At 39.4% G+C, this 23,657-nt stretch carries 22 protein-coding genes and 2 tRNA genes; 17 read left to right on the top strand and 7 right to left on the bottom strand.

The window, feature by feature from the left end; genetic code table 11:
• Positions 1 to 189: 189 nt before the first annotated feature.
• On the bottom strand, positions 190 to 1,209 hold the full coding sequence (locus tag B9T23_RS11645; protein WP_265733076.1) for a sulfate ABC transporter substrate-binding protein: 1,020 nt from the start codon (positions 1,207 to 1,209) through the stop codon (positions 190 to 192).
• A gap of 351 nt (positions 1,210 to 1,560) precedes the next feature.
• Here B9T23_RS11645 and B9T23_RS11650 point away from each other — a divergent pair, with 351 nt between their 5' ends.
• The 5 genes from B9T23_RS11650 (at position 1,561) to B9T23_RS11670 (ending at position 4,225) form a co-directional block, all read left to right on the top strand.
• On the top strand, positions 1,561 to 1,863 hold the full coding sequence (locus B9T23_RS11650; RefSeq protein WP_067726854.1) for a hypothetical protein: 303 nt from the start codon (positions 1,561 to 1,563) through the stop codon (positions 1,861 to 1,863).
• 131 nt (positions 1,864 to 1,994) lie between these two features.
• Positions 1,995 to 3,503, top strand: coding sequence for a glutamate--tRNA ligase (gltX, locus tag B9T23_RS11655; RefSeq protein WP_086194204.1), 1,509 nt, complete (start codon positions 1,995 to 1,997; stop codon positions 3,501 to 3,503).
• A gap of 58 nt (positions 3,504 to 3,561) precedes the next feature.
• Positions 3,562 to 3,637: transfer RNA gene (locus tag B9T23_RS11660), tRNA-Ala, on the top strand.
• Between the two features lie 32 nt (positions 3,638 to 3,669).
• Positions 3,670 to 3,745 (top strand) — tRNA-Glu (locus tag B9T23_RS11665).
• A 138-nt stretch (positions 3,746 to 3,883) separates the two neighbouring features.
• Entirely contained in the window at positions 3,884 to 4,225 is a 342-nt protein-coding gene (locus B9T23_RS11670; protein ID WP_086194205.1) for a hypothetical protein, read from the top strand.
• 30 nt (positions 4,226 to 4,255) lie between these two features.
• Here the strand turns inward: B9T23_RS11670 and B9T23_RS11675 are convergent, their stop codons facing one another.
• The gene (locus B9T23_RS11675) at positions 4,256 to 5,221 is read right to left on the bottom strand and encodes a cation diffusion facilitator family transporter (protein ID WP_067726860.1); all 966 of its coding nucleotides are present in this window, start codon (positions 5,219 to 5,221) and stop codon (positions 4,256 to 4,258) included.
• Positions 5,222 to 5,548: 327 nt separating this feature from the next.
• On the opposite strand from B9T23_RS11675, the gene B9T23_RS11680 reads away from it, so the two are divergent.
• Positions 5,549 to 6,055, top strand: a complete 507-nt coding sequence (locus B9T23_RS11680) for a tetratricopeptide repeat protein (protein WP_086194206.1) — start codon at positions 5,549 to 5,551, stop codon at positions 6,053 to 6,055.
• Between the two features lie 59 nt (positions 6,056 to 6,114).
• Here the strand turns inward: B9T23_RS11680 and ettA are convergent, their stop codons facing one another.
• Entirely contained in the window at positions 6,115 to 7,776 is a 1,662-nt protein-coding gene (gene ettA, locus B9T23_RS11685) for an energy-dependent translational throttle protein EttA (protein WP_086194207.1), read from the bottom strand.
• Between the two features lie 307 nt (positions 7,777 to 8,083).
• Between ettA and B9T23_RS11690 the strand changes: the two genes are divergently transcribed.
• The 3 genes from B9T23_RS11690 to B9T23_RS11700 all read left to right on the top strand — a co-directional run bounded on the left by B9T23_RS11690 (position 8,084) and on the right by B9T23_RS11700 (position 10,959).
• The gene (locus B9T23_RS11690) at positions 8,084 to 9,361 is read left to right on the top strand and encodes an O-acetylhomoserine aminocarboxypropyltransferase/cysteine synthase family protein (protein ID WP_086194208.1); all 1,278 of its coding nucleotides are present in this window, start codon (positions 8,084 to 8,086) and stop codon (positions 9,359 to 9,361) included.
• Positions 9,362 to 9,676: 315 nt separating this feature from the next.
• Positions 9,677 to 10,564, top strand: a complete 888-nt coding sequence (locus tag B9T23_RS11695) for an SDR family NAD(P)-dependent oxidoreductase (RefSeq protein WP_067726868.1) — start codon at positions 9,677 to 9,679, stop codon at positions 10,562 to 10,564.
• 80 nt (positions 10,565 to 10,644) lie between these two features.
• Complete coding sequence (locus tag B9T23_RS11700; RefSeq protein ID WP_086194209.1) at positions 10,645 to 10,959, top strand: hypothetical protein; 315 nt, start codon at positions 10,645 to 10,647, stop codon at positions 10,957 to 10,959.
• Between the two features lie 50 nt (positions 10,960 to 11,009).
• Here the strand turns inward: B9T23_RS11700 and B9T23_RS11705 are convergent, their stop codons facing one another.
• Positions 11,010 to 13,373: a Tex family protein gene (locus B9T23_RS11705; RefSeq protein WP_086194210.1), complete on the bottom strand. Its 2,364-nt coding sequence runs from the start codon at positions 13,371 to 13,373 to the stop codon at positions 11,010 to 11,012.
• A 336-nt stretch (positions 13,374 to 13,709) separates the two neighbouring features.
• Here B9T23_RS11705 and ompR point away from each other — a divergent pair, with 336 nt between their 5' ends.
• The 3 genes from ompR (at position 13,710) to B9T23_RS11720 (ending at position 17,920) form a co-directional block, all read left to right on the top strand.
• Positions 13,710 to 14,474, top strand: a complete 765-nt coding sequence (ompR, locus tag B9T23_RS11710) for an osmolarity response regulator transcription factor OmpR (RefSeq protein WP_067726874.1) — start codon at positions 13,710 to 13,712, stop codon at positions 14,472 to 14,474.
• A gap of 262 nt (positions 14,475 to 14,736) precedes the next feature.
• On the top strand, positions 14,737 to 16,197 hold the full coding sequence (locus B9T23_RS11715) for an ATP-binding protein (RefSeq protein WP_086194211.1): 1,461 nt from the start codon (positions 14,737 to 14,739) through the stop codon (positions 16,195 to 16,197).
• 205 nt (positions 16,198 to 16,402) lie between these two features.
• The gene (locus B9T23_RS11720) at positions 16,403 to 17,920 is read left to right on the top strand and encodes an acetyl-CoA hydrolase/transferase family protein (protein WP_086194212.1); all 1,518 of its coding nucleotides are present in this window, start codon (positions 16,403 to 16,405) and stop codon (positions 17,918 to 17,920) included.
• A 51-nt stretch (positions 17,921 to 17,971) separates the two neighbouring features.
• On the opposite strand, the gene B9T23_RS11725 is transcribed toward B9T23_RS11720, so the two are convergent.
• Positions 17,972 to 18,319, bottom strand: a complete 348-nt coding sequence (locus B9T23_RS11725) for a hypothetical protein (protein ID WP_143222522.1) — start codon at positions 18,317 to 18,319, stop codon at positions 17,972 to 17,974.
• A 406-nt stretch (positions 18,320 to 18,725) separates the two neighbouring features.
• Positions 18,726 to 19,475 (bottom strand): hypothetical protein, encoded by a 750-nt coding sequence (locus B9T23_RS11730; RefSeq protein ID WP_086194214.1) that lies wholly within the window; start codon positions 19,473 to 19,475, stop codon positions 18,726 to 18,728.
• A gap of 180 nt (positions 19,476 to 19,655) precedes the next feature.
• Between B9T23_RS11730 and B9T23_RS11735 the strand changes: the two genes are divergently transcribed.
• The gene (locus B9T23_RS11735) at positions 19,656 to 20,357 is read left to right on the top strand and encodes a DsbA family oxidoreductase (protein WP_086194215.1); all 702 of its coding nucleotides are present in this window, start codon (positions 19,656 to 19,658) and stop codon (positions 20,355 to 20,357) included.
• Between the two features lie 92 nt (positions 20,358 to 20,449).
• Here B9T23_RS11735 and B9T23_RS11740 read toward each other — a convergent pair whose 3' ends face one another.
• Complete coding sequence (locus B9T23_RS11740) at positions 20,450 to 20,650, bottom strand: dodecin family protein (RefSeq protein WP_067726883.1); 201 nt, start codon at positions 20,648 to 20,650, stop codon at positions 20,450 to 20,452.
• A 241-nt stretch (positions 20,651 to 20,891) separates the two neighbouring features.
• Between B9T23_RS11740 and B9T23_RS11745 the strand changes: the two genes are divergently transcribed.
• From B9T23_RS11745 to B9T23_RS16625, 4 genes are all read left to right on the top strand, one after another.
• The gene (locus B9T23_RS11745) at positions 20,892 to 21,119 is read left to right on the top strand and encodes a glycine zipper domain-containing protein (protein ID WP_067726885.1); all 228 of its coding nucleotides are present in this window, start codon (positions 20,892 to 20,894) and stop codon (positions 21,117 to 21,119) included.
• Positions 21,120 to 21,352: 233 nt separating this feature from the next.
• Positions 21,353 to 21,538, top strand: a complete 186-nt coding sequence (locus tag B9T23_RS11750; RefSeq protein ID WP_086194216.1) for a hypothetical protein — start codon at positions 21,353 to 21,355, stop codon at positions 21,536 to 21,538.
• A 349-nt stretch (positions 21,539 to 21,887) separates the two neighbouring features.
• On the top strand, positions 21,888 to 22,067 hold the full coding sequence (locus tag B9T23_RS11755) for a hypothetical protein (RefSeq protein ID WP_067726889.1): 180 nt from the start codon (positions 21,888 to 21,890) through the stop codon (positions 22,065 to 22,067).
• Between the two features lie 10 nt (positions 22,068 to 22,077).
• On the top strand, positions 22,078 to 23,613 hold the full coding sequence (locus B9T23_RS16625) for a hypothetical protein (RefSeq protein ID WP_143222523.1): 1,536 nt from the start codon (positions 22,078 to 22,080) through the stop codon (positions 23,611 to 23,613).
• Positions 23,614 to 23,657 lie beyond the last annotated feature (44 nt).

Here is a 23,657-nt window from a genome sequence, read left to right on the forward strand (position 1 = left end):
AAATCGCAATTGATGCATACAATTTTAAACCTAACCCATACACTGCTATTTATTTTAAACAATTGTTTTATTTACAAATAATAAATTAAATCCTTTATCAAAATGATATACCTTTTTATGCTTTGCTTATGCAAGAAACGAATATTTTCTAATATTCGTTTCTTTTCATTCACCTAAATAACTCCTTACTCAATTATTTTTTTCAGCATAAATTTGGTCGAAAATTGCACCATTCACAAAGTGGGTTTTCTGTGCTTTTGTCCAACCACCAAAAACATCTCCGATGGTAAACAATTTAATTTTTGGAAATTGTGCCGCATACTTTGCTGCAATTTGCGGATTACGTGGACGGAAGAAATACTGTGCTGCCAAATCCTGCCCTTTTGGTGAATATAAATAGTTGAGATAACCTTTAGCTAAATTGCGGTTGCCATCTTTATCCACGTTTTTATCGACAATCGCTACAGACGGCTCTGCCAGAATTGAAATTGAAGGATAAACAATCTGGTATTTATCTTTACCCAAACCTTGAGTTGCCAGTAAGGCTTCATTTTCCCAAGACAACAACACATCACCAATACCGCGTTCAGCAAAAGTGGTTAAAGAACCGCGTGCACCTGAATCGAGTACTTTTACGTTCTGATAAAGTTTTTTCACCAACTCTTTGGCTTTGGCATCGTTACCGCCCGGTTGTTTCAGCGCATAACCCCAAGCTGAAAGATAAATCCAGCGTGGCGCGCCACCGGTTTTAGGATTTGGCGTGATAATTTCTACACCTGGCTTGGTTAAATCATTCCAGTCTTTAATACTTTTAGGATTGCCTTTGCGTACCAGGAACACCACGGTTGAGGTATAAGGAGCTGAATTATTCGGGAACTGTTTTTGCCAGTTTTTATTGATTAGACCTGCATTTACAATTTCTTCAATATCATTGGCTAAGGCCAAGGTCACCACATCGGCTTGTAAACCGTCAATCACTGAGCGCGCTTGCTTACCCGAGCCGCCATGTGATTGTTTAAAGTTCACTTCTTGTCCAGTACGCTGTTTCCAGAATTCACCAAAGGCCTGATTATATTCTTGGTAAAATTCGCGCGTTGGATCATACGACACATTGAGAAAATCTTTTGCGGCGAAGCTATGTGAAGTAATTCCTCCTAATACTGCAAGAATTGTAGATGCTATTATTTTTTTCATGTGCTTTAAGCTCATACTTAATTGATTAAAGCACTATATAAAGCTAAAATATTTTTAACAATCATATGGTTATATTGTTTTATTGATTAAAAATCAGTTTTAGAGATATTCACTAAAATGCTTTTCTATGCATTTTTACCACTAAAAGACGCATAAACTGATGTAAATCTTCATCTTTCGCTCAATCTCCATGCTATCTCCATAGTTGTTTGATACAAAGTGACTACATTGAATTAGTTCTTTATCATTTTGTAAAAAAGTGTGACCTAGTTCTACTTTTGTATTTTTTTATGTGTTTAAATGGTTATCACTAGAATAGAAAAACAATATCTAGAGAATTCCAGCACCAGTAAGGGGGATGTGGAAATGAAATTTACACCGGTTATAACAGCATTGAGTTTAAGTCTAACTTTAGGGTTTATGGCTCAAATTGGACACGCAGCTGCCATTAAAGCCATAGATACTAAAATCAGTCTTTTACCTGAAAAATCATCACTGATTGAAAAAGCATTGCAACAACACAAGCAAGGTTCAAATACTTTTCATAATGACAATGATTTAAAAGTCCTTACTGAAATTAAAGTTGCACCGACACAAAGCTTTTTTGCCTCTCAAAATCAAAAATTTACTCGTTTTGTACAAGTGTTTTTCCCACAAAATAATTCTTAATCTAATACCGAACTTCTTGCCCCTTTAAGAAGTTTAGACCAAGCCTAATCATCTCAATGTTGAATTTAACATTAAGTGATTAGGCTTTTTCGTTATAATACTTTCCATTCACATTCTGAAAAATATTGATTATGACTGTTCGTACTCGTATTGCCCCTTCTCCTACAGGCTTCCCACATGTAGGCACTGCATATATTGCCTTGTTCAACTTATGTTTTGCTAAACAGCATGGTGGTGAATTTATTCTTCGTATTGAAGATACCGATCAACTTCGTTCAACTCCTGAATCTGAAAAAATGATTTTAGATTCATTGCGTTGGTTAGGTTTGAATTGGTCAGAAGGTCCCGATATTGGTGGTCCACATGCACCGTATCGTCAATCCGAACGTATGGGCATCTATAAACAATATGCGTTAGAACTTGTTGAAAAAGGTCATGCATTCTACTGCTTCGCAACGAGTGAAGAATTGGATCAAATGCGTGCTGAACAGCAAGCCCGCGGTGAAAGTCCTCGTTATGACGGTCGTGGTTTACTTTTATCTCAAGAAGAAGTTCAAAATCGTTTAGCTGCAGGCGAAGCACACGTGATTCGCATGAAAGTGCCAGCTGAAGGCAGTTGCAAATTTGACGATATGCTGCGTGGCGAAGTGGAAATTCCATGGGCACAAGTCGATATGCAAATTTTGCTTAAAACGGATGGCTTGCCAACTTACCATTTGGCCAATGTGGTCGATGACCATTTAATGGAAATTACCCACGTGATTCGTGGTGAAGAATGGATTCCATCTGCGCCTAAACACCAATTATTATACCAATACTTTGGCTGGGATATGCCTGTGCTTTGCCACATGCCATTATTACGTAATCCGGATAAATCAAAATTATCGAAACGTAAAAACCCAACCTCAATCAACTATTACAAAGACATCGGTGTACTTCCAGAAGCGTTATTGAACTATTTAGGTCGTATGGGCTGGTCTATGCCGGATGAAAGTGAAAAATTCACTTTGGCAGAAATGATTGAACATTTCGACATTAAGCGCGTATCCCTTGGTGGTCCAATCTTTGATGTAGAAAAGCTCAACTGGCTCAATGGTCAATGGATTAAAGCGCTCTCTCCCGCTGAATTGCTCAATACCCTTTTGAATTGGAAATCAAACCGTAAGACTTTGGAAGATATTGCTGCTGCGATTCAACCGCGTATCAACTTGTTGTCTGAAGCGGTGAATTGGGCAGGTTTCTACTTCAACCAGTTCCCACAACTGTCTAAAGAACAGTTTGAAAGCAAGAAATTGTCTGAAGAACAAGTTCGTCAAAGCTTACAATTTGCAATTTGGCGTTTAGAAAGCTTATTCACCTGGAATAACGACACGGTTAGTCAAACCCTGATGGATTTAGCGACACAAATGGAAGTGAAGTTACGCGACTTCATGCCAACCTTCTTTATTGCCATTGCCGGTTCGACCAGTTCAACTCCTGTAATGCAGTCTATGGTAACGATTGGTCCCGACTTAACCTTTGCTCGTTTACGTCATGCGCTTGAAATTGTCGGTGGTCCGAGTAAAAAAGAAGCAAAAGTTTGGGAAAAACTCAATGAAAGCTTAAAATTGCCGAAAAATGACGCAGTTGATGAGGCATAATTGATTTTATAGTTGACGTATGAGCGCAATGCCCCTAATATTGCGCTCACACAGACTGGGGGTTATAGCTCAGTTGGTAGAGCGCTACAATGGCATTGTAGAGGTCAGGAGTTCGATCCTCCTTGACTCCACCAAGTTATTTGTTTTACCTGTGTTGCCTCGATAAGTCCCTATCGTCTAGAGGCCTAGGACATCGCCCTTTCACGGCGGTAACCGGGGTTCGAATCCCCGTAGGGACGCCAAATTCAAAAAAGCCACTGACCTATTCAGTGGCTTTTTTATGGTCTAAATTTTTTATTCACGGTATTTTATGAGCGGTATTTTTGCTTTCCGTGACATTCAGATTAGAATAACCCATAGATTAGAATTCTGGAGTTGTAATGCAATACCGTTGCCCAAAATGCCAAAGCCCTAAAATTATGCCTGTTGCACAATCTGGCGGACCTGCGGCACGACCAGTGGTACCTAAAAGCTTAGTCTTGTTAATTCCTGCTGTTTTCATCTTATTGCTGTTGGTTTTAATTAGTATTGCCATGTGGATTTTTGGTGATGGTGCAGGAACAACATTACAATCTGCAACTGTGGTGGTATTTGTGCTGTGTCTGATTGCAGGCTTTATGTTTTACCGCGACCTACCCGACTTTAAAATTTCGATGCAAGGCTTTATGCAGTCGCAAAAGAAATGGAAATGTCGTGAGTGCCACCACGAGTGGGAAATTTAAAATAAAATTCATTTCACATCAGCTCCATGTTCAGTCTCGGTGCTGATGTGAATCTTCATCACGATGATGTGGATGTTTTTGTTGATGATCATCCGGTTGACAATGTGAATGCGCAAGACACTCATCCTCTTCAATCTGTAGCGTCATTTCAGTAATGCCATGGATATGGCTTAACATTTCCAAAGCTTGCTGATACAACGCATTACGATCAGCCTGTGGTGCATATAAATGCACAGTCAGATGTATATTCTTCGAAGTAATCGCCCAAACCTTGAGTTGATGAATACTTTCAACATCTTTCAACCCAAGAAGATCATTACGTAATTTTTCAATATCAATTTCTTCAGGCACACCTTCAAGCAAAATATTGATGCTTTGTTTCAGTAAAATCCACGTTCTAGGTAACACCCAAAACCCGATCAGCACGGCAATTAAGGTATCTATCCAAACCCAGTGAGTAAAATAAATAATCACTGCCCCAATAAACACACCCACAGAACCCAAAGCATCACTCAAAACCTCTAAGTACGCCCCTTTTACATTCAAACTTTCTTGGCTGCTTGAAAATAGAATTTTCATCGAAATCAGATTAATGATCAGACCAATAATCGCGACAATCATCATGCCCAAACTTTGAATTTCAGGCGGATTTGAAAAACGCTGATAGGCTTCATACAGAATATACATCGCCACTACAAACAGCATAGATGCATTAAACAGAGCTGCTAAAATCTCAAAGCGCTGATAGCCGAAAGTGCGCTTATCATCGGCAGGAAGTTTACCTATTTTTATGGCAACAAGCGCTATGGCAAGCGCAGCAGCATCGGTAAACATGTGGGCTGCATCAGAGAGTAAAGCCAAACTTTGCGTAATAAAGCCTGCTATCACTTCTACAATTAAAAATGTGGTGGTCAGCACTAAGGCAAAGGTTAATTTTTTGGCATTATTTTCGCTCACAACAGCATGACTATGATCATGCCCGTGATGTCCATTCATTGCAGACTCCCATTTTATTTCTCTTTATATAAATAATTTATCCATAAAAAATAGAGAAATACTATAATTTTTTAGCACTCTTCAAATATAAATCAACTTAATGAGCAAGATCGCATAAATTCAAGAGTTAGTAAGAAATTCTGTATAAAATATGAAAACTATTCACCTTTATTTACATTAATAATCAACATCAAAGCCTTTTTAATTTTTTTTTAAATAACAAAAAAATTCACTTACTTACAAATTGTTTGTACTTTAAAATAAAAAAAATCATTTCGTTAAAATGATTAGATTATGATAATCTGATGCAGGAGAAAGGGGTTGATTATGATCGTGAATAAGATAAAAAAGATTGTAGACGCTTTGCTTAGTCCTTCAGATCAACATTTGCAAGGAATGCAAAATATAAGAACAGATGAGGCAAATTTGGAGTTTGAACAGGCACAATGTTTTGAGCAGCTTGCGATTGAACATCATTTAACGTGTGATAATGATCAATCCTCTTATAACAATCGAAATGCAATATGGAACTTTTTAAGTGCTGCCTTAAAAGGCCATAGTGATGCGCAATATAAACTAGGTGTATGTTATCTTCATGGGCAATTAGGCCTAGATAAAAACTACACACATGCAGAAGAATGGCTAACAAAAGCAGCTAAGCAAGACCATAGTGATGCACAATATAAACTAGGTATATGTTATCTTCATGGACAATCAGGCCTAGATAAAAACTACACACATGCAGAAGAATGGCTAAAAAAAGCGGCTAAGCAAGGACATCATGAAGCACAAATGACCTTAGAAAAAGCATATAGCCAATTAGCTTTTTCCTAAAAATTCCCAATAAAAAACCAGCCCGGAGGCTGGTTTTTTAATCACACAAAAACAAGCAATTAAACGCCGATTTTTTTGTATTTAGAACGCTTTTGTACAGCAGCATCACCCAAACGTGACTGGCGATATGCTTCATATTCAGCATAGTTACCCGCGTAGAATTCAGGCTGTTCATTTTCAAATGATAAGATGTGTGTCGCAATACGGTCCAGGAACCAACGGTCATGCGATACCACCATTACCGTACCCGGGAATACAAGAATTGCATCCTCAAGCGCACGTAAAGTTTCGATATCCAAGTCGTTCGATGGTTCATCGAGCAAGATTACGTTCGCGCCTTGCTGCAAGACTTTTGCAAGTTGCAGACGGTTACGCTCACCACCAGACAAGCTGCCAACACGTTTTTGCTGATCTTGACCTTTAAAGTTGAAACGACCGATATAAGCACGTGATGCGATTTCGTAATCGCCCACTTTCAAGATATCAAGACCGCCAGAAATTTCTTCCCAAACGGTTTTATTGTCATCTAAAGTATCACGTAACTGACCCACGTAAGCCACTTTAACGGATTCACCCAGAGTTACCGTACCGGTATCTGGTTGTTGCTCGCCCGTCATCATACGGAACAGTGTCGTTTTACCTGCACCGTTAGGACCAACAATACCCACAATCGCAGTTGGTGGCACAGAGAAGGTTAAGTTCTCATACAGTAAACGACCATCAAACGATTTACTGATCCCTTCAACATCTACAACCTTGTTGCCTAAGCGTGGACCAGGTGGAATGTAGATTTCAGAAGTTTCATTACGTTGCTGGAACTCTTTAGAGTTAAGCTCTTCAAAACGCTCCATACGCGCTTTGTTTTTCTTTTGCTGGCCTTTAGCATTAGAACGAACCCATTCAAGTTCTTTCTTCAATGCTTTAGCAAAAGATTCTTCCTGCTTGTTCTCTTGCTCTAAACGGGCATTTTTCTGTTCCAACCAAGAAGAATAGTTACCTTGGTAAGGAATACCATGTCCACGGTCAAGCTCCAGAATCCACTCGGCAACGTTATCCAAGAAATAACGGTCATGCGTAATCGCAACAATAGTACCCGCGAAGTCTTTCAAGAAACGTTCTAACCAGGTTACAGATTCTGCATCCAAATGGTTGGTCGGTTCATCAAGAAGCAACATGTCAGGTTTAGAAAGCAATAAACGACAAAGTGCTACACGGCGGCGTTCACCACCTGAAAGCAAGTTTACGTCTGCATCCCAAGCGGGAAGGTTTAATGCAGCTGCTGCCTGATCCATTTGGTTGCTTAAGTTATGCGCATCCCAAGTCTGGATAATCGCTTCCAATTTCTCTTGTTCTTTTGCAAGTGCATCAAAGTCAGCATCTTCTGCTGCATATTCTGCAAATACTTCATCAAGACGCGCCAAGGCATCCAATGGTTCACGCAAACCATCTTCAACGTTACCACGAACATCTTTATTTGGATCTAATGGTGGTTCCTGCTCAAGATAACCGATTTTAATACCCGGTTGAGCACGCGCTTCACCTGAGAAATCTTTATCTACGCCCGCCATAATACGAAGCAAGGTAGATTTACCTGCACCGTTTAAACCAAGCACACCAATTTTTGCGCCTGGGAAAAATGATAAAGAGATGTCTTTCAGGATTTCGCGCTTAGGCGGAACCATCTTCGACACACGGTTCATCGTGTAAATATATTGGGCCACGTAGGACTCCTCTATAGAAAAAACAACATTCGCATAGCAATAATATTATGCGAACAAATAATTGCCGGCATTATACGATGAAAGTGCCGAAAAAATAAGGCATAGCTTCCATCTTCAATAGAATGTTACAACTCAGGACACGTTTATTTTTTAAACATATTCATCCACAGTTAATTTTGTTCAGCTTGCACTGAAAATTAACATTCATATGAATATTTAAGATAACAATTTCATTTAAATAGCGCTTTGACTTATATAAGAAAATGCTAAACTCGATCAATATTTAACTCACGAAGATGATGTAAACATGACCTATAAAGATGAAACCCTGGCCATTCATGCCGGTTATAGCCCAGACCCAACAACAAAAGCCGTGGCTGTACCTATTTATCAAACTACATCTTATGCCTTTGACAATACTCAACATGGGGCCGATTTGTTCGATTTAAAGGTTCAAGGGAATATCTATACCCGTATTATGAATCCAACAACAGCTGTCTTAGAGCAACGTCTGGCTGCGCTTGAAGGCGGTATTGGCGCATTGGCTTTAGCTTCAGGCATGTCGGCTATTACCTATTCGATTCAGACCATTGCTGAAGCGGGTGACAATATTGCCTCTGTTTCCACTTTATATGGCGGAACTTACAACTTGTTTGCACACACTTTGCCAAAACAAGGCATTGAAGTGCGTTTCTTCGATTACCAAGATCCAGAAGCACTACGAGGCTTGATTGATGACAAAACCAAACTGGTCTTTGTGGAATCGATTGGTAATCCACTTGGCAATATCATCGACCTAGAAGCGATTTCGAAAATTGCCCATGAATATGGTGTACCCGTTATTGTCGATAATACGGTTGCCACCCCTGCTCTATTGAAAGCCTTTGAACATGGGGCAGACATTGTGGTTCACTCTTTGACCAAATATATTGGTGGTCACGGCAACTCGATTGGCGGCGCTATTGTTGATAGTGGCAAATTCCCTTGGGGCAAATATCCTGAACGTTTCAAAGTGTTGAATAGCCCTGACCCAAGCTATCATGGTGTCAATTATGTTGAAGCTTTAGGTGCAGCGGCTTATATCGCGCGTGCACGGGTGGTGCCATTACGCAATACTGGGGCTGCCATTAGTCCTCTCAGCGTATTCCTCATCCTGCAAGGTTTAGAAACTTTAAATTTACGTATGGAGCGCCATACTGAAAATGCGCAAAAAGTAGCTGAATATTTACAGCAGCATCCAAAAGTGAAATGGGTCAATTATGCTGGCCTAAAAGATCATCCACAGCATGCTTTGGCGCAAAAATATGTGAAAGGTAAACCATCTGCGATTCTGTCTTTTGGCGTACAAGATGGTCTTGCAGGCGGCACTCGCTTTATTGATGCGTTGCAACTCTTCACCCGTCTGGTGAATATTGGCGATGCAAAAAGCCTCGCCTGCCACCCTGCTACCACCACCCATCGTCAGCTCAATGAAGAAGAACTAAAGTCTGCTGGAGTCAGTACTGATATGGTTCGCTTATCGGTTGGGATTGAGCATATTGATGATTTGATTGCAGATTTAGAACAGGCACTTGCTCAAGTTTAATGTTTTGTAAGCTACTTTAAATTTGACCTTCTTCCTCATCAGGAAGAAGGTTTTTATTTCTTAAATACTTTGTGCTTATTTCTCTTGGCTTTGTTTTGAATTCGTGGTAAAAATTAAGTTATAAGAAGAATGAAAATAGAGCAATTACTCTAATTATATTTGTAAATTCAACAACTTATTTATAGATTTTTTTTAAACTTTGGTTATCATAACCGAGATGAGAAGAGCTCAATTCCCCAATATTTTGAGCCAAATAATCAACTACAAAAAACATAATCTAGAATTTTGTTCTATTTAAATCAGGAAAAAAACAGCGTGAATTCAAGACTAGAGAAACTCTTTCGCAACCGAGTCAACGGTAAAGTGGTTTTAATTACAGGTGCATCCAGTGGTATTGGCTTAACTGCTGCACATAAACTTGCCGATGCAGGCGCACATGTTTTATTGGTTGCACGTACCAAAGAAACATTAGATCAAGTTAAACAAGAAATTGAAGCAAAAGGTGGACAGGCTTCAGTGTTTCCATGTGATTTAAATAACATGGAATCGATTGATGAAGTCTCTAAACAAATTTTAGCATCTGTCGATCATATTGATATTTTAATTAATAATGCAGGACGTTCTATTCGTCGTGCGGTACATGAATCATCAGATCGTTTTCATGATTTTGAACGCACAATGCAGCTGAATTACTTCGGTGCCATCCGTTTGGTGATGAATATTCTCCCGCAGATGATGGTTCGTCGCGATGGTCATATCATTAATATCAGCTCGATTGGTGTATTGGCCAATGCAACACGTTTTTCAGCTTACGTCGCATCTAAAGCTGCACTGGATGCATTCAGCCGTTGTCTGTCTGCCGAAGTTCATTCGCATAAAATTGCGATTACTTCAGTTTACATGCCATTGGTACGCACTCCGATGATTGCGCCAACCAAAATTTATAAATATGTACCAACACTTTCTCCTGAACAGGCGGCAGATTTAATTGCATATGCAATTGTGAAACGTCCGAAGAAAGTGGCGACCCACTTAGGTCGTTTGGCATCGATCACCTACTCTATCGCACCAGATATCAATAATAAATTGATGTCGATTGGTTATAACCTGTTCCCAAGCTCTTCTGCTTCGGTAGGTCAACCACAGAAACTGAATTGGGTTCAAAAAGCATATGCTCGTTTGTTCCCGGGTGAACATTGGTAAAATTGTGCAATATTAAGCCAGTCATTAGACTGGCTTTTTTATGTTATAAACACACATCATTTTTTTGTTTTTAGATTTTTATGCGGATCGCTGCTGTTATTTTTCAATATGCCTGTTTTGCTTTTGCCCTTTTCCTTTGCTACCAAATAGCGACTTCTATCTATCTACAAGATTATCAATTGATGGATATAGTCAGTGATGTCGGTAGTATTTTAATTTGTATCGATTTGGCTATGTTCTTGCATTTCAATAAGTCGATTGCATCGATAAAAATAAAAGGAACTTCTCAACAGTCTCCTATGCAAGTTTCAACAGTAGAAAAAGTGAGTCGTAAATTGGGGCATTTAGGCATCATGCTAATTATTTGCAGTTGGATTGTGCCAAAGCTTGCATAAAAAAAAACCTCCCATTAGGGAGGTTTTTTAAATCTTAAAAAATTCTAAAATTATTTAGAACCTTTAATTCCTGCTTGTAATAACAATGCGCCTAAACCACCAATTTTTTGCTCTTGTGGTTTAGCAGATTGAGGTTTTTTGCCTTGTGGGCGATCACCCTGAGGACGTGCATTTTGCGGACGCTTCGCTTGCGGCTTACGTTCACCACGTTGTTCAGTTTGACCATTTTGCTCACGACGGGGCTGACGCGGCGCTTTAGCAGGTGCTTCAGATCCTTCAGGACGCATAGACAAATTAACACGGTTACGTTCAGCATCCACTTGTAATACACGTACTTGAACGATTTGACCTGGTTTCACCACTTTATGTGGATCCGCTACAAACTCATTGGCAAGTTCAGAAATATGCACCAAACCGTCTTGATGTACGCCGACATCAACGAATGCACCGAAGTTCGTTACATTGGTGATCACGCCTTCTAGCTGCATGCCTTCAATTAATTGCGATACTTCGGTAATGTCTTCACGGAATTTTGCAGTACGGAATTCTGGACGTGGGTCACGACCCGGTTTTTCAAGTTCGCTAAGTACGTCTTGAATGGTAGGCAGACCAAACTTGTCATCGGCAAATTCTTCAGCATTCACTTGACGAATGATTTCAGAATTACCAATGATATCTTTTACCGTGGTTGCTTTGGCTTCAACAATTTTGCTCACCAAAGCATAGCTTTCAGGGTGAACCGCAGATGCATCCAATGGTTCAGAACCATCTTGAATACGCAAGAAGCCAGCTGCCTGTTCAAAAGTACGCTCACCTAAACGCGGTACATTTTTCAAGGCTTGACGGTTGTCAAAACGACCATTTTCTTTACGGTATTCAAAAATCTGTTGTGCAATCGATTTATTCAAACCTGCGATATACGACAGGATTGCAGGAGATGCTGTATTTACATCTACACCGACCGAGTTCACACAGTCTTCAACCACAGCTTCAAGGGTTTTCGCCAAGCCTGTTTGGTTTACGTCATGTTGATATTGACCTACACCAATCGATTTAGGGTCAATCTTCACAAGTTCAGCCAATGGATCTTGTAAACGACGTGCAATCGATACTGCACCACGAATTGAGACGTCTAGCTCTGGCAATTCTTGCGAAGCCAATTCAGATGCTGAATAAACAGATGCACCCGCTTCAGATACTGAAACACGTGTAAGGTTCAAGTCTGCGTTTGCAGCCATCATTTCCGCAACAACTGCTTCAGTTTCACGGCTAGCTGTGCCATTACCAATCGCGATTAAATCAACATTGAATTCACGGCAAAGACGCGCAAGCTCAGCAATTGAACCCTCTTTGTCTTCTTTTGGTGCAAATGGGTAAATGATGCTATGGGCAACCACATCACCAGAAGCATTCACTACAGCCAATTTCACACCAGTACGGATACCAGGATCAACACCCAAAGTCGTACGCGCGCCTGCAGGTGCAGAAAGTAATAAATGGCGTAAGTTTTCAGCAAATACGTTCATTGCTTCAGTTTCAGCGCTAAGACGTTTTTCAGTCAGTAATGAATGTTCGATTTGTGGACGAACTTTACCTAGCCAGAACAGTTTAGCGGTTTGTTTTAAGTAATCTGCACGCGCTTGTGGTTGAACCGAATCAAGATTGTATTCAGTTTCAATACGCGCCAATAGTGCATCATCTTCACCATCAACTTTTAAGCCCAATACGTTTTCTTGACGGCCACGTAACATTGCAAGCAAGCGATGTGAAGCTACTTTATTGAAGTTTTCAGAGAAATCGAAGTAATCGCGGAATTTCTTGCCCACTTCTTTTTTCTCTTCACTTGCAACTGCGCTTTTTAAAACGGCAGTTTTAGCAAAGGTCGCTTTTAATTCTGTGGTTAAAGCAATGTTTTGCGCCCAATCATCAATCAGAATGTGCTGGATCGCATCCAGCTGACTTTCCACATCTGGATAATCTTCATGGCTAAAACCAGCTAAAGCTTCAGTTGGATCAACCTGCTCTGCAAAGATTTTTGCCGCGATTGGACCCAAGCCTGCTTCTTTGGCTTTAAATGACTTGCTGGTACGTTTTGGACGATACGGTGCGTAAAGTTCTTCTAAAGCATTCTTGGTTTCAGCAGCGTTTACGCGGTTCAGTAAATCATCTGACAATTTATTTTGTTCTTTCAGAGATTCAATAACTTTTTCACGGCGCTCAAATAAATCGCGTAAATACGATAAACGCGTGTCGAGTTGGCGTAACTGCGTATCGTCTAAGCCCTGAGTTACCTCTTTACGGTAACGTGCAATAAATGGAACGCTTGCACCTTCATCAATCAGCTTGATGGCAGCTTCTACTTGATTTGGACGTACGGCAATTTCTTTTGCTAACTGCTGAACTAAGTCAGTCATCGTGTTTGATCCCACAAGGATAAGTACTAAATGGCATGATTATAAAGACCAAGACCATAAAATCCACAATTGTTTTTATTAAATTTATAAGTGGTCAATATTGCCAATTCATGTCATTTTCATAATTCCCTACAAAATTAAGTGATAAGTCGTTTTTTAATCTACATATTAAGCGAGATTCACTATAATTTAGATGTATACATTTGGTATCTATGTCTTGATTTTACCTGCTATATTTGTTGCTTTAGAGCATAGTAAACAGATACAAATGAATCGTATACTCAAGGCTATCCGAACTTTTGTTTACGATGACAATAAAGAATAAAGGAGCACATCATGAGTTTAGTTGTACCTGCTGAAAAAACAGATCCAGTACAAAACGAAACTGATCGCGTCGAACGCATTCTCGTTGTAGATGATGATGTGCGTTTACGTACGTTATTACAGCGCTTTCTAGAAGATAAAGGCTTCGTGGTCAAAACTGCACACGACGCAACACAAATGGATCGTTTATTACAGCGCGAACTTTTCTCCCTGATCGTGCTCGATTTCATGCTTCCGGTTGAAGATGGCTTAAGTATTTGCCGTCGTTTACGCCAGTCCAATATCGACACACCGATTATCATGTTGACTGCACGTGGCAGCGACTCTGACCGTATTGCAGGGCTTGAAGCCGGTGCAGATGACTACTTGCCAAAACCGTTTAACCCAAATGAGCTGTTAGCGCGTATTCGTGCAGTACTACGTCGTCAAGTACGCGAAGTTCCAGGTGCACCGAGTCAGCACATGGAAGTTGTGAGCTTTGGTCCATGGTCGCTTGATTTATCAACACGTACCCTTACTCGTGAAGGTCAAGTGGTTACCCTCACTACAGGTGAGTTCGCCGTACTGAAAGCACTGGTACAACATCCGCGTGAACCTTTGACTCGTGATAAATTGATGAACCTTGCGCGTGGTCGTGAATGGGGTGCGATGGAACGCTCTATTGATGTTCAGGTGTCTCGTTTACGTCGTCTGGTTGAAGAGAACCCTGCCCGCGCGCGTTATATCCAAACTGTTTGGGGCGTAGGTTATGTTTTTGTTCCAGATGGTGCAGAATAAAAACGCTCAACGCGGATAATTCTTCGCGATATTAATTGTCCCTAAAAGCCATTCGCTGCTGTTTGAGCCCGCCCTTCTTTAAAAGCTCGCATGCAAATGCGCGAGTTCAGCGAATGGCAAAGTTTTTACTTGCGTAACAGTGTTACTCATTTTTTCAAAAAAAGTAACATAACAAGCTCCTTCCATCGAAGGTACAGGCAGTAAGATTTCACCGCGAATATTATTACTGTTCAATTTAAAAAAATACCTACAGGAAGCTGGTGTGAAACTCGAACCCATCGACCCACAGAAATTTACTGATTACGAAGCTTATTCAGAAAAGAAGCGAACCCGCTCGGACCGCTTTTTTGACAAGATCAAGCCGCGTTCTGCTGCAATGCGTACCACAGTGCTCGTGTTATTCATTGTATTCTTCAGTTTATTTATGTCGTTATGGTTCTTTTGGCGCACCCTGTATCTTCCAGAAATTCAGCAACACGCCCGCTATTTAGGGGTTGAACTAGAAATTATCAACAACCCAGATTTACGTATTTTTCATAATGATGCCGAAGTGGATGTCGACACCTGGCTCAAAAACCGTGTTGGAATTGAATACATTACCGATCCCAAAGACTACCCAAGTGTTCGTGACAAAGTCATTGCCGAGTTTTTTACCAATCAAATTGAAAAAAAGCTGGCCAAAGAACTGAAAGTTGAAGATGTTACAGTCTATTTCCAATTTAAACCGAGCCCGCGTATTTGGATTCAAACACCGGAAATGAATGGTCATTGGGTACGTGAACCCTTAAAAACCTATGCCAACTATAGCCCTGAACTGGTCTTTGGCTGGTTACTCGGTGTACCCCTTATTGCCGCTGCCATCATTTTGACCCTTGTTCGCCAGTTAAATCGTCCCTTACGTCGTCTACAAAATGCGGCAAATAACTATAGTAAAACCGGTTCTGCACCTTATCTGGAAACCAATCATGGCCCTCAAGAAATTCGCGAAGTAAACCAGGCCTTTAATCATATGATTTATACCCTGGATCAAGCCGAACGTGACCGCCGTATTATGCTGGCAGGAATTTCACATGACTTGCGTACCCCATTGACCCGGATTCGTTTAAGCGCAGAAATGATGCCCGATGAAGACTTTCTTAAAGAAGGCTTGATTTATGATGTCGAAGATATGGATGCGATTCTTGATCAGTTCATCTCATACATGCGAGATGGTTCAGATGAAGAGCTGCAAGACACTGACATTAATATGCTATTACAGGAATTAGTGATTCAGTTCAAACCATTAGATATCCGTTTTAAAGTCCAAGATGTTCCGGTCATTCAGGCACGTAGCCAGTCTTTAAAACGAATGATTGGCAATTTAATCAATAATTCGAAACGCTATGGTGCTGAACCCATCGAATTATCCGCGAAAGTTGAAAATGACCATATTTTTATTACTGTCGCAGACAATGGTGAAGGCATTCCGGAAGATCAAATTGAAGACTTGATGCAACCCTTTGTGCGAGGCAATGAAGCGCGTACGGTACAAGGCAGTGGTTTGGGTTTAGCCATTGTGAAACGTATTGTCGACATGCATCAAGGGCAACTTACGATTCACAATCGCCCTCAAGGTGGTTTAGAAGTACTTATTTGTTTACCTATACTTCACGATGAAATTGAGGAAGATGCCCCCCCCAGCGCCTTAGGAAAAATTAAACAAACATTCAGTGGGCATTTTTAAGGTCTGATTAATTAATGAACAAACAGTTTTACTTAACTATTAGACCATTGTTTTTTACATCATTAAAATCAACACATTAAAAACCATAAAAAATCGTTATACCCACATTTTTTCAAAAAATTAGACCTTAGCCTAACAGGCATGCACAATTCCTTTTTAGGGCGGTACAATCCGTCTAGTTTTGAACAAGAATTGAGCGTAAACCATGTCTTTAGATCGTATTCGTTTAGCGTCACTTCATGACAAAGTCATGAGCGCAGAACAAGCTGCTACTTTTATCCAAGATGGTATGACTGTAGGTATGAGTGGATTTACTCGTGCAGGTGAGGCAAAAGCTGTTCCTTTAGCACTTGTAAAACAAGCTCACAGTAATCCTTTGAAAATTACTTTAATTACTGGCGCCAGTCTTGGTAACGACTTAGATAAAAAATTAACTGAAGCTGGTGTTCTTGCTCGCCGTTTACCTTTCCAAGTAGATAACACTTTACGTAAAGCCATCAACAAAGGTGAAGTAATGTTCATCGATCAGCATTTGTCTGAAACCGTTGAACAAATGCGTAATCTTCAGCTTAAAAAACCGGATATTGCAATCATTGAAGCAGTTGCAATTACTGAAGATGGCGGCATTATCCCAACCACATCTGTAGGTAACTCTGCAAGCTTTGCCATTTTTGCTGAAAAAGTGATTATCGAAATCAACACCAATTTAAGCCCTGCTTTTGAAGGCTTACACGATATTTATATCCCGACTTATCGTCCAACACGTCAAGCAATTCCATTGACTCAAGTGGATGAACGTATTGGTACGCATGCGATCAATATCGATCCATCTAAAATTGTAGGGATCGTATTTAACAACGAGTACCACGATTCTCCATCAACTGTGACTGAGCCAGATGATGAAACTCAAGGGATTGCAAACCACTTGATCAATTTCTTTGAACAAGAAGTTGCTGAAGGTCGTTTACCTAAAGATCTTGGCCCATTACAAGCAGGTATTGGTTCTATTGCCAATGCCGTATTGACCGGTCTTAAAGAATCTAACTTCGAAGATTTGGTGATGTATTCTGAAGTACTGCAAGACTGTACCTTTGAATTGATCGATGCAGGTAAAATGAAGTTTGCATCAGGTTCTTCAATTACTCTTTCTGCTAAATATGGCGAAAAAGTATTTAACAACCTTGAAGCATACAAAGACAAACTTGTACTTCGTCCACAAGAAATTTCAAACCACCCTGAATTGGTTCGTCGTTTAGGGATTATCGGCATCAACACTGCGCTCGAGTTTGATATTTACGGTAACGTAAACTCAACTCACGTTTGCGGTACTAAAATGATGAACGGTATCGGCGGTTCAGGTGACTTCGCACGTAATGCTCACTTGGCTATTTTTGTGACCAAGTCGATTGCAAAAGGTGGTGACATCTCTTCAATCGTGCCAATGGCGTCACACGTAGACCATTCTGAACACGATGTTGATATCCTTGTCACTGAACAAGGTCTAGCAGACTTACGCGGTTTAGCGCCACGTGAACGTGCTCGTGCCATTATCGACAACTGTGCTCACCCAATGTACCGTGATGCATTGAACGATTACTTTGACCGTTCATGTGCAAAAGGCGGCCATACTCCTCACCTTCTTCGTGAAGCGCTTTCATGGCACGCTAACTTTGAAGAAACTGGTCATATGCTTGCAGCTCAACCAGAAGCTAAAATTGCTTAATTGAATGCATTATAAAAAACGCCCCGAGGGGCGTTTTTTTATGAGCATGTTTTAATCAAATTTAATCTGATCAGCGATCGCATTACCCATCTCTCTGAGACCATTAATGGTTAATGAAAACTCAAGGATTCCTATACTCACAACATCACGATTGATCTGAAAAACTGCAGCCCCCCGTTCATTAGTATAAAATATATTGCTGAGTTGATTTAAATCTCCACTGATTTCTCGATCAACCCATTGATTCAAGACTTCAATTGTTTTATATCCATATAAACGATGCGGATCCGTCGCAGTCTGTATTGAGTCGTCTTGACCTAAAATCCAGGCCAAAGCCTCATCATCTAAACTTTGCAGACTTGCCGAAGAATAGAAGCGAGCCATGACCGATGTAGTCATACCCATAACCAAAGTTATAAATATGAAAAAACCTAGTCTTTTCATAGCACTACCTTCCAAGTTACACATACAATTATGTGCTTTTTAAAAAATAGCACCCTTAAACCCTGCAACATCAACCACTCATCATTAAATTATATAAAAACAATCACATTTACTTTAAATATTGCTAAATAAATCACATAAATAATCTTTTTTTAAATTCCTCGACTAACCACTGAGATCAATTGACCTACTTGTTATCTTTTAGACATATCAAAGACGAGGTTTGCCTTTTTTGTTATATCGGCAAAACGTTTATACATTGCTGCTGAACAGGCAGGTTTATAACTTGAAGTTCATTGGCATCTATTTTGAAATATTAAATTCAATCCTGATCTGTTCAGGATGAATACAAACTCAAATGCTATAAACGCTGTTCAACCGCTTTTCGATTTTGCTTTTTAATTTTTTCCATTTCTGCATTTAACTGCAACACCTCCTGATACAAGGCATTAAATTGCTTTAAGGGCTTATCTTCATAAAACATAAAAGTTTTGTTCTTTTTCTGCCATTTATTATTTTTCAGAATTTCAAACAAAGCATCAGCTTTAGTTAACATTTGCAATTCCAAAGCAAATAAAGCATGGGTTTTATCACTGTCGCGACTTTCACGTAAGCTATCCGTTAATTGATGCCGCAGATTGGCTTTGATGGATAAATGTTTGGCTCTTGCCAAGGTATCTTCTTCACGTTGCTGGGTTTGTTGTTGATACTGGGAAGTAAGTAGATGTGCCTGTTTCAGCATCTGTTCCGTTTCTACATACTTCTGTTTACGGTCTTGATCTAAGCGGTCGATATTTAAAAACTCATCCCAATGGATTGCTTTAAGCGCTCGTAAATATTCATTTCTGGCTTCAGCATTTTGAATCATCTGACTCAGGACAAAGTCCGCCATCACTTTATAATCACCCTGTAAACGGGGATCTGACACATTGATATCAATCGGTTCAGACCAGTCCTGGGCCTGTTCATAAATCAGTTCTGCTTTTTCATATAATACAGTTTGGTAGGTCTTGAGTTGGCTCAGGTCATTTTGTTGTACCGAATACTGATAAAACATCCAGCCAAATACGGCACATGTTGCCAATCCTAAGATGAGAAAAATCCTTGGCATGCGAAACTCTCCTCTACTGACTTTTCAATAGCATAACCCGATTTAGAACCACACTGGTTATTTATTCAGCTAAAACATATCAAGTTTTTCTAGCACGATGCAGTTTTAATTCAATTTTCATGCTTTAAATTTCTATCCGAACCCCCATCAATATAGGCAATAAAAGATTCGAGATTTCTCATGCGCGTAGATATTTGGTCAGATGTGGTTTGCCCATTTTGTTATATTGGTAAAAAACGTCTTGAAGCTGCTGCTGAACAAGCAGGTTTAGAACTTGAAGTTCATTGGCATAGTTATGAACTTGATCCAGAAGCGCCAGTCCGTCAGGAAGTTTCAAACTCTGAACGTCTTGCACAAAAATATGGACGCACCGTTGCAGACGTTGAAGAGATGCAACGTAATATTGCCGCTATGGCAGCTGAAGAAGGCATCCAATTCAATTGGGAAAATGCCAACTCGGGTAACACCTTTAATGCACATCGCATTATTCACTTGGCTCAAAGTAAAGGCTTGGGTTCAGACGCCAAAGAAGCCTTTTTCTATAGCTATATGACCCAAGGTTTACCCATTGGCGAACGTGAAACAATTGAAGACGTTGCTGCACGAATTGGCTTAAATCCAGTTGAAGTGGAGGATGTTTTAAATTCAGAAGAATATGCAGACTTTGTCAAATTTGATGAAGATGTGGCACGAGATCAATTAAAAGTGACCGGCGTACCGTTCTTTGTCTTTGATCAACGCATTGCATTAGCTGGCGCACAACCGCGTGAAGTATTTTTACAAGTCTTTGAAAAGGCTTTAGAAGCACCGCAACCCGCGAATGTTAAAGCTGAAGATGCAGCGATCTGTAAAGATGATCTCTGTGATGTTCCAGAGAAATAATTCTATTTCATTATTAATGACATAGATTTACTGCAACTGGTCATAAAAAAATCCCCGAATCAGGGGATTCTTTTATTTTACAATTCATCAATCTAATCGACCAAGAAACTAATTTTTAAATTCACGCGATACTCAGTAATTTTATTGTCCTTAATCACTACTTTTTGCTCATTGATCCATGCACCTTGCACATTTTTTATTGTTTCCGTTACTTTGTGAATGCCTGTCTGAATTGCATCTTCAAAACTTTTGTTACTGCTTGAATTAACCTCAACTACTTTTGCGATAGCCATTGTTTAAACCTCAAATTTTATTATTGTGAGGCCTGATCATAGGGTATTTTTTAAACAAAAATCCTTGTTTTAACATTACACCGCAAAAACTTACACGTAAGACACAATATCGCTGCCTCTTATTTACCTCTTACAAAACACAACTTATATATACAAGGCTTTGACACAATCAGATGCACAATTCGCTAGGCTGATATGCGGAACATTTAAGTTCTGAATCATGAAACTTAAAGAGGTAAATATGAACACTGAAACTCAAGATGCTGCTGTTGATTCTACCCCTAGACAGCGCTCAAACATCAAATCACCTTTTTCTCCTACGGTCACAGGTGCATTAATTGGTGCTGTTGCGGGTAGTGTATTACCTGTTTTTGGTACCGTGAGTGGCGCTATTATTGGTGGTATTTCTGGTAAAGTTTACGAGAAAAAATGCAAAAGTAAGTGCCAAAGTAAATGTCATAAAAATTGATAATTTTTTATATTTCTAAATAACTTAAGACAGATTGTTGAAACACAATCTGTCTTAGAGTAAAAGCTCTAAATATATGATTTATATAATAATTTAAACTCACCATTCATCTTTTTTCACCCTTTAGCACTTACTTAATCTGATCATTATTTGATATTATTTACATGAAATTTGTTTTATTTCTCTCCCTTGCCCATCTTTCTTGGGCATCCTTTCACCTAAAGGAAATGATCATGAACGCTATTAAATCTTTTTTGGCTATCGCTGTTGTGGCTTTTTCTGCAAATGTATCTGCTCAAATTGTTTTTGTTCCCGATTTTCCTGCTAAAAAAGCAGTTACAACTGTAAAAGCCGACCAAAAAGTATCGGCTTTGGAACCTGTAACTCAAGATAAAGCTGCCTGTGAAAAAGTAGCCTAATAAGTTACCTTATTCCATTAAAAAAAACAGACTGATCTAACTCAGTCTGTTTTTTTATGCTGAAAAAATCATTTTATTTACTCTCCTACTATTCAGGATTGACACAAGATTTTAACTATAAATTAATCTATTTATTTTCAATATGATGAAAAATTAAACGATAAATCACGATCTATTTTCCAACCCCACCATCAAAAAATTTGAATGTTTTTTATCTAAAATCTACATTTTTTGCTCTTTATGTCTATAAATGCTCAAAACATGACAATATTTTTTCATGCTTTTTCTTTTTAAATCCATATAATCAAAGCATTAAATTAATAATTTCATTCAATGAAACCGTTTTCTTATGCAAGAACTTCAAGCGCTGATCCAAGGTAAAATTCCCCCACAAACAATCAACATAGATCGTTTGATTGTGCTGGCTGAACAACATCCCAAACCCACGTCTGCAGAATATAAATTACTTGAACTTGCTATTAATATAGTATTGGCAAGTTATCTAGAAAAAGCACAAAAACATCTCTAGAGGTCAGTTTATGAATGCCTTAGAAAAAGCGCTGCTGATTAAAGAATTACATCATTTGCTAGATGATTTGGAACATCGCTCTTTATCTTTTTTTGAAATTGCAAAATCAAAATCACGTTTAATCGAAATTTTTCGCTTATGTGATGAACCGATTTTTAAAAAACAAATTTTGAAATTTAAGTCCCAAACTCAACCTGAGAAAGCCGCAACAGATTTCGCGGATCAAACGCTATTTAAACTTTCTTATCGTGGTCTTTTTCGACAGGATCGTGATTTACAGCGGGCGCTATACAAAAATGCTGAATCAGGTTGGGCCATTTTGTATCGCCCTGCACAAGGTTGGCAAATCTGGTTAATTCCAGCTCCAAACCGCAGCGCATTGATCAGTAATTGGGGAAATCTAGATGACATTTATCACTGGATGCTAGAACAGCAACAACGCTATAGCTGCCTAAAAACTGACGATGAATTAAAACAAAAACCGGTCCTTTTAGAACAACCCATTACCCCTACTTTAACCGAGACCGAGACCGAGACCGAGACCGAGACCGAGACCGAGACCGAGACCGAGACCGAGACCGAGACCGAGACAAATTTGAATCTGTCTACACCGGCTATACAAGAACAAAATCAAATCAGTGAGTTAGGTTTGATCAAGTCACAAGTTGATAACCTTCATGCTCCTGAGCCTACAACCACCCTAGATTCACTGGTACAGCAAGGTGATGCGCACGTTATTAATGAACTGCCACAAATATTAGAGGATGATCAACAGGCAATTCCTGCAATAACAGCTCAAGCTGCCCTTAGAGCTCAAAAAATTACCAGAAAGGATTTTCCTCAAAGCTTAGAACTCAACCAACATATTGCACATATTCATCCTCTTCATGAAGAAAATGCTTCTGCACAAGCGTTATATATTTTAGAAATCCCAAGCCTTCCAGAAATTTCTCAACATCTTGATTTGCTCATACATGCTTCAGATTTACAGAATTGGCATCAACGTCCAATTTATCTGGCTGAACAAATCAATGCGCAAGGTTGTTTTATTAAATATTTAGCGTTGTTGGATGTAGAGAATCAAGGACAAGCGATTCATTTAATGAATGGATTTACTGAACAACACCAACATCATCTAGCTGCGATTAAAGAAATTTCCTGGGAAAATCTTGCAGAAAACTTTACTGATTTTGAAGCTCTTTTTTATAGCTACACACAAAAAGCAGCTTTAATTTGGACGAGTGAAAGCTATACCCCTTTTATTCCTGCACAGCTTTTTCAAACACAAAAATTTATTCAATTTGAGGAAAGTCCTGCTGACTTTAAAACACCGCTGCTTTTATTAAAAGACAGACAAAAAATTCGGGTTATTCATGGGCAGAAACGCTTAAGGCTGTCTCGGACTGAATCGGCTTATCCTTATTTTTTATTAGAACGTCACCACGGTGTAAGCTGGCAATTGATTCAGAATATTATTACCCAGCTGAAATCTCCAATCGACTGTTATCAACTATATGAGGCAATTCAAAAGCATATTTCAGATTAAGTTTTATTTTTTTGTAGCCAGAGCTTGCTTTTTAGTCGCAATTT

This window comes from Acinetobacter terrae, from assembly GCF_002135195.1.
Classification (GTDB): domain Bacteria; phylum Pseudomonadota; class Gammaproteobacteria; order Pseudomonadales; family Moraxellaceae; genus Acinetobacter; species Acinetobacter terrae.

What these genes read in the sequence shown, in the direction of transcription:
- B9T23_RS11705 (WP_086194210.1), bottom strand. Translation starts at nt 13,373, where the DNA reads ATGACTGACTTAGTTCAGCAGTTAGCAAAAGAAATTGCCGTACGTCCA.
- B9T23_RS11690 (WP_086194208.1), top strand. Translation starts at nt 8,084, where the DNA reads ATGACCTATAAAGATGAAACCCTGGCCATTCATGCCGGTTATAGCCCA.
- ompR (WP_067726874.1), top strand. Translation starts at nt 13,710, where the DNA reads ATGAGTTTAGTTGTACCTGCTGAAAAAACAGATCCAGTACAAAACGAA.
- B9T23_RS11720 (WP_086194212.1), top strand. Translation starts at nt 16,403, where the DNA reads ATGTCTTTAGATCGTATTCGTTTAGCGTCACTTCATGACAAAGTCATG.
- B9T23_RS11755 (WP_067726889.1), top strand. Translation starts at nt 21,888, where the DNA reads ATGCAAGAACTTCAAGCGCTGATCCAAGGTAAAATTCCCCCACAAACA.
- B9T23_RS11735 (WP_086194215.1), top strand. Translation starts at nt 19,656, where the DNA reads ATGCGCGTAGATATTTGGTCAGATGTGGTTTGCCCATTTTGTTATATT.
- B9T23_RS11680 (WP_086194206.1), top strand. Translation starts at nt 5,549, where the DNA reads ATGATCGTGAATAAGATAAAAAAGATTGTAGACGCTTTGCTTAGTCCT.
- B9T23_RS11645 (WP_265733076.1), bottom strand. Translation starts at nt 1,209, where the DNA reads ATGAGCTTAAAGCACATGAAAAAAATAATAGCATCTACAATTCTTGCA.
- B9T23_RS11750 (WP_086194216.1), top strand. Translation starts at nt 21,353, where the DNA reads ATGAACGCTATTAAATCTTTTTTGGCTATCGCTGTTGTGGCTTTTTCT.
- B9T23_RS11730 (WP_086194214.1), bottom strand. Translation starts at nt 19,475, where the DNA reads ATGCCAAGGATTTTTCTCATCTTAGGATTGGCAACATGTGCCGTATTT.
- gltX (WP_086194204.1), top strand. Translation starts at nt 1,995, where the DNA reads ATGACTGTTCGTACTCGTATTGCCCCTTCTCCTACAGGCTTCCCACAT.
- B9T23_RS11700 (WP_086194209.1), top strand. Translation starts at nt 10,645, where the DNA reads ATGCGGATCGCTGCTGTTATTTTTCAATATGCCTGTTTTGCTTTTGCC.
- B9T23_RS11745 (WP_067726885.1), top strand. Translation starts at nt 20,892, where the DNA reads ATGAACACTGAAACTCAAGATGCTGCTGTTGATTCTACCCCTAGACAG.
- B9T23_RS11675 (WP_067726860.1), bottom strand. Translation starts at nt 5,221, where the DNA reads ATGAATGGACATCACGGGCATGATCATAGTCATGCTGTTGTGAGCGAA.
- B9T23_RS11670 (WP_086194205.1), top strand. Translation starts at nt 3,884, where the DNA reads ATGCAATACCGTTGCCCAAAATGCCAAAGCCCTAAAATTATGCCTGTT.
- B9T23_RS11740 (WP_067726883.1), bottom strand. Translation starts at nt 20,650, where the DNA reads ATGGCTATCGCAAAAGTAGTTGAGGTTAATTCAAGCAGTAACAAAAGT.
- B9T23_RS16625 (WP_143222523.1), top strand. Translation starts at nt 22,078, where the DNA reads ATGAATGCCTTAGAAAAAGCGCTGCTGATTAAAGAATTACATCATTTG.
- B9T23_RS11650 (WP_067726854.1), top strand. Translation starts at nt 1,561, where the DNA reads ATGAAATTTACACCGGTTATAACAGCATTGAGTTTAAGTCTAACTTTA.
- B9T23_RS11725 (WP_143222522.1), bottom strand. Translation starts at nt 18,319, where the DNA reads ATGACTACATCGGTCATGGCTCGCTTCTATTCTTCGGCAAGTCTGCAA.